Source organism: Bombella mellum (assembly GCF_014048465.1).
Lineage (GTDB): Bacteria > Pseudomonadota > Alphaproteobacteria > Acetobacterales > Acetobacteraceae > Bombella > Bombella mellum.
In genome coordinates this window covers 52,144-64,921 of record NZ_PDLY01000005.1, presented here as the reverse complement: position 1 = coordinate 64,921, position 12,778 = coordinate 52,144, and the positions used below count along the sequence as shown (strand labels likewise).

Below are 12,778 nucleotides of genomic sequence, written 5' to 3'. Positions count from 1 at the left end.
TTTCCGGTCACATGAAGGACACAGGGTCCACGTCCACGTCGATGCGGGCATCATTCTTGCGGGGCGCACCGTCCAGCCACCGCCTCAGCAGGGGCTGAAGGGCGATGTCCCGCCGGGTCCGCAGGAGAAGACGGTACCGGTAGCGGTCCCGCAACAGGGCCAGAGGGGCCGGGGCCGGTCCCAGAACCTGAATCCCCTCACCCCGTGGGGCGTGCATGGCCAGCAGGCGGGCCAGCTCCTCCGCCTGCCGCTCCTTCGGCGCACTGACGATCACGGCAGCCAGACGCCCGTAAGGAGGCCAGAATCCCGGACGACGCTGGGCGGCCTCCTGCTCCATGAAGCTGATGAAGTCATTGGCCAGCAGGGCCTTCATCACCGGGTGATCGCCCGCATAACTTTGCAGCATCACCTGCCCCGGCTTCGTGCCACGCCCCGCACGCCCTGCCACCTGATGAAGAAGCTGCATGGTCCGTTCCGCTGCCCGCAGGTCACCTCCACCCAGCCCGAGGTCCGCATCCACCACCCCAACCAGCGTCAGGTCCGGGAAGTGCCAGCCCTTGGCCACGACCTGCGTGCCGATGATGAGGTCCACCTCCCGGCTGGCGATTTTCCGCACGGCCTCTTCCATGGCCGTGGGTGAGGTCAGCGTGTCGGACGCCATGCTCAGCAGCCGGGCATCTGGGAAGCGGGCCTGCGCCTCCTCATGGATGCGCTCCACCCCCGGACCGATCGGCACGAGACTGTCCTGCGCCCCGCAGGACGAGCAGGCACTGATGAGCGGCTGGGTATATTCACAATGATGGCAGGCCAGAATCCGGCGTCGCCTGTGCTCCACCATCCACGCCGAACAGTGAGGGCATTGCAGGCGGTGCCCACAGGCCCGGCACAGCGTCATCGGTGCATAGCCACGCCGGTTCAGGAACAGCATGCTCTGCTCCCCGGCCTTCATGCGTGCCTCTATGCTCTCACAGAGCAGGGGAGAAAGGAACTGCCCCCGCTCCGGGCCATGTTCCTTCATGTCGATCAGGCTGATCTCCGGCATCCGGGCCGTTCCGTGCCGGGCCTCCAGCACCTCATGACGGAAGCGGCCCTTCTGCACGTTGACGAGCGTCTCCATGGACGGCGTGGCGGAGACAAGAATGACCGCTCCCTGCACCAGCCTCGCCCGCACGATGGCCATGTCCCGCCCGTGATAGAGAACGCCTTCCTCCTGCTTGTAGGTGTTCTCGTGCTCCTCATCGACCACCACAAGCCCGAGACGGGCAAAGGGCAGGAACAGGGCAGAACGTGCCCCCACGACAACCTGCTGCCGCCCCTCGGCAATGGCGCACCATGTCTCCCGCCGTGTCTTCTGCCCCAGCTCGGAATGCCAGACGGCAGGCCGGATGCCGAAACGCCGCTCAAAACGGTCCGTCCACTGGGCCGTCAGGACGATCTCCGGCAGCAGCACCAGCACCTGCCTGCCCTGCCTCAGGCACGCCGCCACGGCCTCGAAATAGACCTCCGTCTTGCCGGACCCCGTCACCCCCTCCAGCAGCGTGACATTGAAGGCCCGCTCCTCCACGCCGGCCACCAGGGCCCCCGCCGCCTCGGCCTGCTCTGCGGAAAGGGTCGGCGGGGCATGGTCCGGGTCCGCCTGCCCGGCAGAGGATGATGCCTCCATGAGGCACTCTTCCAGCACCCCTGCATTGGCCAGCCCCCGGATCACCGCCGCACTGGCCCCGCTCTGCGCCGCCAGCATCGCCGTGGTGCCGGGACCACCCTGCTCCAGAGCCTCCAGAACGGCCCTGCGGGCCGGGGTCAGGCGCAGCGTGTCCGGCAGGGGGCCGGGTTTCCGCACCCAGCCCATGAGGGGTTTCATGCTGCCCGCCTGCGCCGGAACCCGCAGGGCGATGGCCAGCACCATGCCCGGCGCACTCAGGCCATAAGCCGCCACCCAGTCGATGAACTGGCGGAGGTCATCCGGCAGGGGCGGTACATGCTCCAGCACGGCCGTGATGGGACGCAGTTTCGCAAAGGCGAACGTCTTCCCCCGGGAAGCCGGGCGGAAATCGGCAGGAAGATGGGCTGGCTCGCTGTCCCAGACACAGCCTGTCAGCTCCTGTCGCCCCAGCGGCACGCGCACCAGCGTCCCTGGTGCCAGGGGCCTGTCGGACCGGTAATCCAACGGGCCGTCGAAAGGACGGGGCACCAGAACGGAAAGACGATGACCGGCTTCCATTCTCCTGCTATGGGGGGGAAGGCTGTTTTCTGCCATGTCTTCATCCTAACCTCTCCGGCAGGGAAATACCATGAGCCTTCCATCCGGAAGCCCCCCCAGCAGGTCCATGACGGTGCACGCCGCCCATGAGGCCCTCACGGCCTGGCAGGACTGGCTGACCTACGAGAAACGGGCCAGCAAGGCCACACGGACAGCCTACCTGCACGATGTCTCCTTGGCCCTCGGTTTCTTCAGCCGCCATTTCGGCGGGGACCTTCCTCTGGAGGCACTGGGCGACCTGAAGCTGGCCGATTTCCGCTCATGGCTGGCCCATGAGACAAACCGGGCCGAGAAGGCCGCACGCCTCCACCCCGGGAGCCGCCACACGCAGGACGGCCACGCCCGCAGCCGTGCCCGCCGCATCTCCGCCCTGCGGGCCTTTTACCGCTATCTGGAAAAAGAACACCGCATCACCAATCCAGCCCTGGCCCTTCTCCGCAATCCCCGGATGAAAACCCGCCTCCCACGCCCCCTGACACCGGAGGCCGCCCGGATGGCCCCGGATGGCATCGCCGACCAGACCATAAACAACGGTTTCGCCCTGCGGGATGCCGCCCTGTTCACTCTGCTGTATGGGGCCGGGCTACGCATCAGCGAAGGGCTGGCCCTGAATGTCGGTGACATAGAGCGGATCAGTGACGACATCCTGTTCGTCACGGGCAAGGGCGGGAAAGAACGGGCCGTCCCCGTCCTGCCTCAGGTCCGGCAGGCTCTGGAACGCTGGCTGGCCGTCCATCCGGCCCCCCATGCCGGTGCCCCCCTCTTCTGCGGCGTACGGGGCGGACGTCTCAACCCGGGCGTGGCCCAGCGGGCCATGCGGCAGTGGCGCATGTCCGAAGGGCTGCCCGATTCCGCCACCCCTCATGCCCTGCGTCATGCCTTCGCCTCCCATCTGCTCCAGAACGGGGCGGACCTGCGGACGATCCAGGAGCTTCTGGGCCATGCCAGCCTGTCCAGCACGCAGATATACACGCTGGCAGACGAGCATCACCTCATGGAGGTCTGGCAGAAGGCCCATCCCCGGGCCGACCGATGACAGCCCCCTCCTGAACCAGACAGACCTTTTCATTTCCGGCCTCTTCGGACAGACCCATCATCCCATGACGACGCACGCTTCCCGTTTCCTCCCTTTCCTCGCCAGTCTCATTCTGGCGGTCGGCAGTTCCTTCATGGCGTCTCCTGCGGCTCTGGCCTCCAGCCCCGGACAGGCCTGCCGCCAGACCCACATCACCACGCTGCCCCTCAAGGAAACGGGCTATTACCTGACGACCGTGGCACAGATTCATGGCCGCTCCCTCTCCATGATCGTGGACACGGGGTCCGAGGGCAGCCTGCTGACACCGGACGCCCTTGGCCGACTGCACCTCACCCCCAATGAGGAAGACGCCACCATCATCTCCGGGCCGGACGGGCGAGGGCATGTCGTGCCGACCATCCAGCTGGCGGCCATCACGCTCGGGCAGCTCACCTATCACCACCCTGTCCTGCCCATGGGGGACCTGCCGGGATTCCCCTCCATGCAGCCCCCCGTCCTGGGGCTGATCGGCATGGACCTGCTCGGCCATTATGATCTGGACCTCGACCTGCCCCATCACCGGCTCAGCCTGTGGGACATCCATGCCGGGTCCATCCTCTGCCGCCAGCCGCCCTTCTGGCCCACGCCGGGTCAGCAGCTTGCCGCCCGGCGCATCCGCAACCGGTTCTTCATCCCCTTCACGCTGGATGGCCAGAAAGGCCTTGCACTGATCGACAGCGGTGCCCGCTCCCACATCATCAGCCGGGATTTCGTTCACAGGCTCGGCATCACGAAGGAGGAGCTGGACCGGGACCCGGGCGGAACCAGCGCAGGCATCGGCGACAGGGAACACCGCTATCACTGGCACCGCTTCGGCCGTCTCACCCTTGGCGGGCAGACCCAGCTTCACCCGGTCCTCACCGTCACCTCCCTGCATGAACAGGCCGACATGCTCCTCGGGGCCGACTGGCTGATCCATCACCAGCTCTGGCTCTCGGCAGGGCCGGAGGGAGCCGTTTTCATACAGAAGCCCTGAAGGGTGGCCTCCATGAAGAAAAACGTAAAAAAGTGATATTTCTCTATTGCCAACAAAACCGTATCCCGCTAGATAAACGCCATCCCAAGGGAACGATGCTTTTCCAGAAAAGCTGAAGACTGCGGGTGTAGCTCAGTTGGTTAGAGCGCCGGCCTGTCACGCCGGAGGTCGCGGGTTCGAGCCCCGTCACTCGCGCCACTCCTTTCCAGAAGGGTGGCGTTTTTTTATTCCCTTCTCCCTCCCGACATCACAAGCCGCCTTCTGCTGCGGAAAAATCGTTTCGGCTCCTTCGGGCAAGAAAATCCTTGCATCCTGAACGCAGCTGCCCGACATCTCTGCCCATGCCTTATATCGTCAAGGAACTATTCGCCACATTGCAGGGTGAGGGTGCCCATTCCGGGCGTGCGGCCATATTCTGCCGATTCACCGGCTGCAATCTCTGGTCCGGCCGGGAAGAGGACCGCCACAAGGCCCAGTGCACCTTCTGCGACACGGACTTCCTCGGGACGGACGGCCCCGGCGGAGGCCGCTTTGCCACGGCCGAAGCTCTAGCCGCTGCGCTGGATGACTGCTGGCAGGCCCATACTGCGGACAGGACCCGGCGTTATGTCGTCTTCACCGGTGGGGAGCCCCTACTCCAGCTTGATGCAGCCCTGATCGCCGCCACGAAGGCCCGTGGTTTCACCATCGCCGTGGAAACCAATGGCAGTCTTTCCGCTCCTGAAGGAATCGACTGGGTCTGCGTCAGCCCCAAACCCGGCCAGCCGCTGAAACAGACGCATGGCCATGAGCTGAAGCTCGTCTATCCACAGGACACCCTGACGCCGGAACAGTTTGCGGCGTGCGACTTCCAGCATTTCTGGCTACAGCCCATGGATGGACCGGACCGCCCTGCCAATACGGAAAAGGCCGTGCGCTACTGCCAGACCCACCCGCAATGGCGGCTGAGCCTGCAAACCCACAAACTGATCGGAATCCCCTGATGACGACACCCGCCTCCCCCTTCGCCAGCCATCAGGCCGCCCGGAACCGCCGTGCGCTCGTCCTCTTCTCCGGCGGGCAGGATTCCGCCACCTGTCTGGCCTGGGCCCTGCATCATTTCGATCATGTGGAGACGGTCGGCTTCGCCTACGGGCAGCGTCACGCCGTGGAACTGGAGTGCCGCACCACCCTGCGGCAGGGCATCAGTGCCCGGAATCCCGCATGGGCAGAAAAGCTGGGAGAGGACCACACGATCGACCTTGCCAGCCTTGGTGCCCTCTCCGACACCGCCCTGACACGGGATGCCGAGATCAGCATGGGGGAGAACGGGCTGCCCAACACCTTCGTTCCGGGCCGGAACCTGATCTTCCTGACCTTCGCCGCTGCCCTCGCCTTCCGCCGCAGCATACGCCACATCATCACCGGCGTGTGCGAGACGGACTATTCCGGCTATCCCGACTGCCGGGATGACACCATCAAGGCCCTTCAGGTTGCCCTCAATCTGGGCATGGAGCAGCGTTTCGTCCTCCACACGCCGCTCATGTGGATCAACAAGGCACAGACATGGCAGCTCTGCCACGATCTGGGCGGAGCTGACCTGACAGAAACCATCCGCCATGAGAGCCATTCCTGCTATAAGGGAGACCGTACCCATGAGCATGCATGGGGATTCGGCTGCGGAGACTGCCCCGCCTGTGCCCTGCGTGCCGAAGGGTGGCGGCAGTATCAGGAGGGGGCATGAGCGACATCACCCGGACAGAACTGGTTTTCACACGGCGTTTCTGCATGGGGCACCGGCTCATCTCGGGCAGCAGCGAGCGTTGTGCCATCCCGCACGGGCATAACGAATATGTCACCGTCACGCTGGTGCCCGGCCCCAACGCTCCGCAGGACCGGCGGCTGGATGGGCACGGCAACATGCTGCTGCCCTTTGCCGAGGCCAAGGGCCGCTGGCACCGTTTCATTGACGAGCGGATGGACCACAGTTTCCAGCTCTCCGAGTCCGACCCGCTTCTGGGCTGGTTTGCCGAGCATGAACCCCAGCGGCTGGACCGCCTTGTCATCACGCCCGGCGACCCGACAACGGAACTGCTCGCCGCCCTGCTGATGAGCAAACTTCAGGCGTTCCTGACCGCCCAGGGCGGGCTGCTGTCCCCCGCCTCGCTCGAGATCAAGGAGACGCCCACCAACACGGTGCGCCTGCATGGCGATCCGTCCCTCTATCTCCCGCTGGTGGACCGCCCGGCAGACCGATGCTGGTGGCACCGGGCCGACGACACCACACGGGACTGACACCACCTCACAAAGCGGCCTCAGTCCCTCATCAGGGCCATGACTTCCTGCCGGGCCTGAGCATCATCGGCCCAAAGACCATAAAAGCCTGTCGTCACGGTCGTGGCACCGGGGCTGCGGACGCCCCGCAGGCTCATGCACATGTGCTCGGCCTCCACCACGACCAGAACGGCTTTCGGCTTCAGCACCTCCACCATCGCCTGCACGATCTGGTCCGTCAGACGTTCCTGAAGCTGCGGGCGGCGGGCATAGCCCTCCACGACACGGGCCAGCTTGCTCAGCCCCGTCAGGCGGCCACCTTCCGGCAGATAGGCCACATGGGCACGCCCCAGAACCGGCAGGAGATGATGCTCGCAGGTGGACTGGAAGCGTATGTCCTTCACCAGCACCATGCCGCCATGCTGGTCGGCACTGAACTGCTTTTTCAGGTGGTCCCGCGGGTCCTCATACAGGCCAGAGAAAATCTCCAGATACATCTTGGCCACACGGTCCGGCGTATCCCGCAGCCCTTCACGGGAGGGGTCTTCCCCTATGGCCAGCAGAAGCTCCCGCACGCCTCCGGCAATGCGGCTGATGGCGTCCTCCGGCCGGGTGATCGCTCCGGCGGCACCCTCCGGTGTCGGGGCCTGTTTCCCCGGAATCCCTGTTTCATTGGCTGACATTCAGCATCCCCCAAAGTTCATCCACCCTGCCCCGGCCTGCGCCGTGTGACATCCCCAGCTATACGATCCAACCCTGCTAACGCTTCCTTCACGGAACGTCCAGCGATCTCAAGCTCCGGCTCCAGCTCGGCAAGGGGTTCCAGCACGAAGACACGGTCAAAAAGATGACGATGAGGGAGCGTCAGAAGAGGATGGCACACGGTGCCGTCCCCATGAAAAAGCAGGTCCACATCCACCGCCCGCTCCCCCCAGCGTCGCCCGGGCACACGGCCCAGCGACCGCTCGATCTCCTTGCACAGCCCCAGAACGGCCTGCGGGGGCAGGACCGTCCGCCCCAGGGCGGCGATGTTCACGAAGGGAGGCTGATCTTCCACACCCCACGGAGCACTGTCGTAAAAAGAGGAAACGGCCTCGATCTCCAGCCCCGGCTGATGGCCCAGAGCCTCCACGGCAGCCCGCAGCACGGCCTCCCGCTCGCCCAGATTGGCCCCGAGCGAAAAACCGACCCGATATTCCCGCTGCTGCGTCACCGTGACGGACACATCCTCCACCGCATGAGGCACGGGGGCTGAAGGCTTGCGCACCGTGACGGACACATCCTGCACGGCGGGACAGTCTGCCAGCACGGCAGTGCCTATCCGCCCGGCCAGAGTTTCGATCAGCCGGCAGGGACCAGCCTGAAAGACCCGCTCGGCACTCTGGCAGAGCTGCCCGTAACAGACGGCCTGCGTATAATCATCCCCGGCGATCGCTGCCGACAGGTCAGCCCGAACCTCCAGCGACACATAGAAACGCTGGCCGAGACGGTTTTCTTCCTCATGCACGCCATGATGCCCGAACAGGCAGAGATCATGCACCCGCACATGGGTCAGGGACGGAATGATCACCCAACATCTCCCTTCACCATTCCATTCACGGCCAGCAGGGCGGTCATGTCCAGCATGTCCCTGTGTGCCTGCACGTCATGCACCCGCACCATGCAGGCCCCCTGCGTCACCCCGTAAAGATTGACCGCCAGCGTCGCTGGCAGACGGTCATGCACTTCCCGCCCCAGCAGCCTGCCGAACATGGATTTGCGGGACACGCCCAGCAGCACGGGCAGGCCGTAATAGGCCTCCAGCCGCCGCATGTTCTGCACGGCCCAGAGATTCTGCATCACCGTCTTGCCGAACCCGACGCCGGGGTCCAGAAGGATGGTCTCACGGGCGATGCCTGCCCGGTCGGCCAGCTTCAGGGACCTGTCAAAGAAACGCCGCCAGTCATCCCAGAGATCGATGCTGGCATCGACCACCTCACGGTTGTGCATGACGGCCACCACGGCACCGGCGGAAGCCACGACGGAGGCCATGTCAGGATCGGCCTGCAACCCCCACACGTCATTGACCATCTGCACGCCAGCCACCAGTGCCTTCCGGGCCACGGATGCTTTTGTGGTATCGACGGACAGGACCGCCCCCTCCCGGGCCAGAGGCGTCAGGACAGGTTCCAGACGCCGCCATTCCTCTTCCGCATCCACAGGCGTGAAACCCGGCCTCGTGGATTCCGCCCCGACATCCAGCAGGTCGGCTCCCTCGGCCAGAAGGGCATGGGCCTGCTTCAGGGCAGCCTCCGGGGCGAAGAACTTTCCGCCATCTGAGAAAGAGTCCGGCGTGACATTGACAATCCCCATCAGCAGGGGCTGCCTCCACGAAGGAGAAGGACGTGCGGCCAGCCAGGCGGCCATCTGCTCCGCAAGGGTCATCATCTCAGCCTTTCACCGGCAGGGGGAGGATCACCCCTTGCGGGCTGCCTCGAGAAACTGCTCCATCTGCTCCATGCCCAGCGCACCGGGTGCCACGGCAGCCTGACCGAACAGGAAGGTCGGCGTCCCCTGCACGCCCACGCTCTGGGCCTGACCAAGATTGGCCGTCAGCAGCCCCATGACGGCCTGCCCCTTCAGGTCCTTCTCGAAGCGGGCCACGTCCAGCTTCAGGCTCTTTGCCACATCACGGAGATGCTCCAGGCTGGGCCTGGCCGTCTCCTCCATCAGGCGGCGGCGCATGGCGTCATACTGCCCCTGGAAGGCTGCCGCATAGATGGCCTGTGCATCCAGCAGGCTGGCATCACCCAGAACGGGAATGACCTTCTCCACCAGCCGGACATCCGGGTGTCTGGCAAGGAACTGGTCCACCACCGGGGCCATGCGGCGGCAGTAGGTGCAGCGCGGGTCCAGAAATTCCACGACCGTGACCTGCCCCTGCGTGTTGCCCCGCACGGCATAGGAGGGAGCCGTGGACAGGGCCTGCCAGTTGGCCCGCACGGCCGCCTTCACATGGGCTTCCTGCTGGGAACTGGCCTGCTGCTGCATGGACCGGATGGCATCAGACAGGATGCCCGGATCATTCTTCATGGCCTCACGGACGATCTGCACGATCGCCGCCCGCTGCCTTGCGGTAAAGACCTCCTCATCCGCCGCCTGCCCCACGCCGGGAGACAGCGGCCCCGCCATGAAAAGACCGGCCATCAACGCCAGAGACAATGACTTCACATGGTTCTTCATGGCCGTATCCTCCACAGGGCCGATCATCACGGCCCATCTGCAACCTGCATTCTCCGGTCCCCGCCCTGACAGGGCGGCCCCGGCAACCAGCTCCGTTAAACAGCAAACCCGCCCGTTTTTGAAGCCCTGTCATGCCGGGAGAGGCCCGGAAACCTGTTCTCAGGCTTACAGCCCAAGCATGAAGGAGCGGTTAAAACCGCCAGATACGGACTTGCCCTCCCCTCCCCGGCAGTTTAACGCTATGATGCCTGGGCATGGGAGCTGCCTGCGGCTCCCGCCATCCCTGCCCCATGACCTTGTTAGTTGCGACCTGAAACACTGGAGAGCTGCCACCGTGGTAAAGCATGACAGCCAGACCCCCCATCATCCCTGCCTGTCTGACAGACCAGCCCCCCGGTGGGCACGCAGGCTCAGCCTGCTGGCCTCCCTGAGCCTCCTGGGTACCAGCCTCGTCGCCTGCTCCAGTGGCAGAAGCCTCAAGCATCACCTGTTCGGACCGACGACGCCTGCCGTCAGGAACGGCACGGGCATCGTCGTCGCCGACGAGCCACAGGCCGCCCTGATCGGCCGTGACGTTCTCGCCCGTGGTGGCAATGCCGCCGATGCGGCCACGGCCACCGCCTTCGCCCTGTCCGTCACGCTGCCATCCCGTGCCTCTCTGGGTGGCGGGGGTGCCTGTCTCGTCTCCCGTCCCGGCCAGCCGGCCGAGAGCCTCTCCTTCCTGCCCGTTGACGGTACGGGTGCGGGCGGAGACCGCCCCGCCGCCGTGCCCATGACGGCCCGTGGGCTGTTCCTGCTCAATCTCCGTTACGGTTCCGTCCAGCTTGGTGACACGATCGACCCGGCCATCACCCTAGGGCAGCAGGGCATCACCGTCAGCCGCCAGCTGGCCGCAGACATCGCCGCCGTCAGGGGACCGCTTTTCTGCAACGAGGGGATGAGAAACCTCTTCGGCAGGAACGGCACCGACGTGCCGATGGGTGAAGGTGACCAGCTGACCCAGCCACGCCTGACCTCCTTCCTGTCCCGCCTGAAGCTGGTCGGGGTCGGGGACCTCTATACCGGTGCCCTCTCCGACGTGTTCGTCACGCAGGCCAACCGGGCCGGGGCTTCCCTGACACGGGATGATCTCCGCCGCTCCCTGCCGGGCGAGACATCCGCCCTGCATTTCACCAGCGGGGCCTACCGCCTCAGCTTTCTTGCGCCACCGGCTGATGGCGGACTGGGCAGTGCCATGGCCTTCCGCCAGAACCTGCGGGCCGAGAACGCCATCAGCGCATGGCGGCGCACGGGGCAGAAGACCCTTCAGGAAGGCCAGATATTCATGGCCTCCGGCCAGAGTGATGCCAGTGGCCTGCCGCCCCTGCCCGCCTCCACCTCCTTCGTCGTGCGGGACGGGCGTGGCCTGAGCGTGGCCTGCACCCTGACCGAGAACAACCTGTTCGGCACGGGCCGTCTGGCAGGCAGCACGGGCGTCATCCTGGCCGGGGCACCCCGTTTCTATCCCCGCCCGCTCCTCAGTGCGGCCATCCTGGATGCACCCCGCCAGCGGATGCAGGCCATTCTGGCCGCTTCCGGGCAGAATGACGCCGCCCAGATTGTCGCCGATGCGCTGCGGCAGCTCACGCAGGGGCAGCCCGTCACCGCCTCCACGGGAACGGGGCAGCTGAACAGCATCATCTGCTCCGGCAGCCAGTGCACGGGACGGGCCGCACCCAACGGAATGGGGCTGAGTGCCCAGACGGTCACGACCCGCAAGACATCCAAATGAAGGACGGACCGGGCAGGCATGGAGCCTGTCCGGCCCCAGCCTGAATGCCACATACCGCTCCACAACCCGGAGCATGACAGTCACGAGGTCTCCATGTCAGCAGACAAGAACGCAGAGAAAAGCAAAGCACTGGAAGGCGCACTCAGCCAGATCGAACGCTCCTTCGGCAAGGGGTCCATCATGCGGCTGGGCCAGCGGCCCAAGGAGCAGGTGGATGTCATTTCCACGGGATCGCTGGGACTGGATATCGGACTGGGCATCGGTGGGCTGCCACGGGGCCGCATCATCGAGATTTACGGGCCGGAAAGCTCCGGCAAGACCACGCTGGCCCTCCATGCCGTGGCCGAGGCCCAGAAGAAAGGCGGCACGGCGGCCTTCATTGATGCCGAACATGCGCTTGACCCCATCTATGCCCGCAAGCTGGGCGTGGACATCGACAATCTCCTGCTCAGCCAGCCGGATGCCGGGGAGCAGGCTCTGGAAATCGCCGACACGCTCGTACGCTCCGGGGCCATCGACATTCTGGTCGTGGACTCCGTGGCCGCCCTCGTGCCCAAGGCCGAGCTTGAGGGGGACATGGGCGACAGCCATGTCGGCCTCCATGCCCGCCTGATGAGCCAGGCCCTGCGGAAGCTGACAGGCTCCGTGTCCCGCTCCAACACCACCATCATCTTCCTGAACCAGATCCGCATGAAGATCGGCGTGATGTTCGGCAACCCGGAGACCACGACGGGCGGCAACGCCCTGAAGTTCTACGCCTCCATCCGTCTGGACATCCGCCGCATCGGCTCCGTGAAGGACAAGGATGAGGTCGTGGGCAACCAGACACGGGTGAAGGTCGTCAAGAACAAGATGGCTCCTCCCTTCCGGCAGGTGGAATTCGACATCATGTATGGCGAGGGTGTCAGCAAGATGGGCGAGCTGCTGGACCTCGGCGTGAAGGCCAACGTGGTGGAGAAATCCGGTGCATGGTTCTCCTACGACAGCACCCGCATCGGCCAGGGCCGGGAAAATGCCAAGCAGTATCTGCGTGAACACCCGGAAATGGCGGAAGAGATCGAAAAACGGGTCCGGCAGGGTGCCGGTGTCATCGCCGAGGACATGATGGCAGGCGAATCAGCCGATGACGCTGATGATGCCAGCTCCGCCTCCGACGAACTGCCCCTGAACAGCAGCAGCTCCAGCAGCAAACGCAAGGGCTGATCCACCATCAGGGCCAGC

At 65.2% G+C, this 12,778-nt stretch carries 12 protein-coding genes and 1 tRNA gene; 8 read left to right on the top strand and 5 right to left on the bottom strand.

Annotated elements, in window-relative coordinates:
* Nucleotides 1-7: 7 nt before the first annotated feature.
* Nucleotides 8-2,257 carry a primosomal protein N' gene (locus CPA56_RS08220; protein ID WP_182041532.1) on the bottom strand — a complete coding sequence of 750 codons (2,250 nt, stop codon included), beginning with the start codon at nucleotides 2,255-2,257 and terminating at the stop codon, nucleotides 8-10.
* Nucleotides 2,258-2,291: 34 nt separating this feature from the next.
* On the opposite strand from CPA56_RS08220, the gene CPA56_RS08215 reads away from it, so the two are divergent.
* The 6 genes from CPA56_RS08215 to CPA56_RS08190 all read left to right on the top strand — a co-directional run bounded on the left by CPA56_RS08215 (nucleotide 2,292) and on the right by CPA56_RS08190 (nucleotide 6,585).
* Complete coding sequence (locus tag CPA56_RS08215) at nucleotides 2,292-3,296, top strand: tyrosine recombinase XerC (RefSeq protein WP_229707556.1); 1,005 nt, start codon at nucleotides 2,292-2,294, stop codon at nucleotides 3,294-3,296.
* Between the two features lie 64 nt (nucleotides 3,297-3,360).
* A complete protein-coding gene (locus CPA56_RS08210; RefSeq protein WP_182041531.1) occupies nucleotides 3,361-4,311 on the top strand; it encodes a retroviral-like aspartic protease family protein in 951 nt (316 codons plus the stop codon).
* A gap of 121 nt (nucleotides 4,312-4,432) precedes the next feature.
* Nucleotides 4,433-4,509: transfer RNA gene (locus tag CPA56_RS08205), tRNA-Asp, on the top strand.
* 107 nt (nucleotides 4,510-4,616) lie between these two features.
* Nucleotides 4,617-5,294, top strand: coding sequence for a 7-carboxy-7-deazaguanine synthase (queE, locus tag CPA56_RS08200; RefSeq protein WP_182041530.1), 678 nt, complete (start codon nucleotides 4,617-4,619; stop codon nucleotides 5,292-5,294).
* Entirely contained in the window at nucleotides 5,294-6,034 is a 741-nt protein-coding gene (gene queC / locus CPA56_RS08195; protein WP_182041529.1) for a 7-cyano-7-deazaguanine synthase QueC, read from the top strand. The genes queE and queC overlap by 1 nt, the downstream gene beginning before the upstream one ends.
* A complete protein-coding gene (locus tag CPA56_RS08190) occupies nucleotides 6,031-6,585 on the top strand; it encodes a 6-pyruvoyl trahydropterin synthase family protein (protein WP_182041528.1) in 555 nt (184 codons plus the stop codon). The genes queC and CPA56_RS08190 overlap by 4 nt, the downstream gene beginning before the upstream one ends.
* Nucleotides 6,586-6,605: 20 nt before the next feature.
* On the opposite strand, the gene folE is transcribed toward CPA56_RS08190, so the two are convergent.
* From folE to CPA56_RS08170, 4 genes are read right to left on the bottom strand one after another with little or no spacing between them, the layout of a single operon-like run.
* Complete coding sequence (folE, locus tag CPA56_RS08185; RefSeq protein WP_182041527.1) at nucleotides 6,606-7,247, bottom strand: GTP cyclohydrolase I FolE; 642 nt, start codon at nucleotides 7,245-7,247, stop codon at nucleotides 6,606-6,608.
* Between the two features lie 17 nt (nucleotides 7,248-7,264).
* Entirely contained in the window at nucleotides 7,265-8,134 is an 870-nt protein-coding gene (gene folK / locus CPA56_RS08180; RefSeq protein ID WP_182041526.1) for a 2-amino-4-hydroxy-6-hydroxymethyldihydropteridine diphosphokinase, read from the bottom strand.
* On the bottom strand, nucleotides 8,131-8,991 hold the full coding sequence (gene folP, locus CPA56_RS08175; RefSeq protein ID WP_229707555.1) for a dihydropteroate synthase: 861 nt from the start codon (nucleotides 8,989-8,991) through the stop codon (nucleotides 8,131-8,133). The genes folK and folP overlap by 4 nt, the downstream gene beginning before the upstream one ends.
* Before the next feature lie 27 nt (nucleotides 8,992-9,018).
* Entirely contained in the window at nucleotides 9,019-9,813 is a 795-nt protein-coding gene (locus CPA56_RS08170) for a DsbA family protein (protein ID WP_229707569.1), read from the bottom strand.
* A gap of 307 nt (nucleotides 9,814-10,120) precedes the next feature.
* Between CPA56_RS08170 and CPA56_RS08165 the strand changes: the two genes are divergently transcribed.
* The gene (locus CPA56_RS08165) at nucleotides 10,121-11,557 is read left to right on the top strand and encodes a gamma-glutamyltransferase (protein WP_326831319.1); all 1,437 of its coding nucleotides are present in this window, start codon (nucleotides 10,121-10,123) and stop codon (nucleotides 11,555-11,557) included.
* 93 nt (nucleotides 11,558-11,650) lie between these two features.
* Entirely contained in the window at nucleotides 11,651-12,760 is a 1,110-nt protein-coding gene (gene recA / locus CPA56_RS08160; protein WP_182041624.1) for a recombinase RecA, read from the top strand.
* Nucleotides 12,761-12,778 lie beyond the last annotated feature (18 nt).

Excerpts from the sequence above, each read along its gene's own strand:
- folP (WP_229707555.1), bottom strand. The coding sequence starts at position 8,991 with ATGATGACCCTTGCGGAGCAGATGGCCGCCTGGCTGGCCGCACGTCCT.
- CPA56_RS08215 (WP_229707556.1), top strand. The coding sequence starts at position 2,292 with ATGAGCCTTCCATCCGGAAGCCCCCCCAGCAGGTCCATGACGGTGCAC.
- CPA56_RS08170 (WP_229707569.1), bottom strand. The coding sequence starts at position 9,813 with ATGATCGGCCCTGTGGAGGATACGGCCATGAAGAACCATGTGAAGTCA.
- CPA56_RS08210 (WP_182041531.1), top strand. The coding sequence starts at position 3,361 with ATGACGACGCACGCTTCCCGTTTCCTCCCTTTCCTCGCCAGTCTCATT.
- recA (WP_182041624.1), top strand. The coding sequence starts at position 11,651 with ATGTCAGCAGACAAGAACGCAGAGAAAAGCAAAGCACTGGAAGGCGCA.
- folE (WP_182041527.1), bottom strand. The coding sequence starts at position 7,247 with ATGTCAGCCAATGAAACAGGGATTCCGGGGAAACAGGCCCCGACACCG.
- CPA56_RS08220 (WP_182041532.1), bottom strand. The coding sequence starts at position 2,257 with ATGGCAGAAAACAGCCTTCCCCCCCATAGCAGGAGAATGGAAGCCGGT.
- CPA56_RS08190 (WP_182041528.1), top strand. The coding sequence starts at position 6,031 with ATGAGCGACATCACCCGGACAGAACTGGTTTTCACACGGCGTTTCTGC.
- queC (WP_182041529.1), top strand. The coding sequence starts at position 5,294 with ATGACGACACCCGCCTCCCCCTTCGCCAGCCATCAGGCCGCCCGGAAC.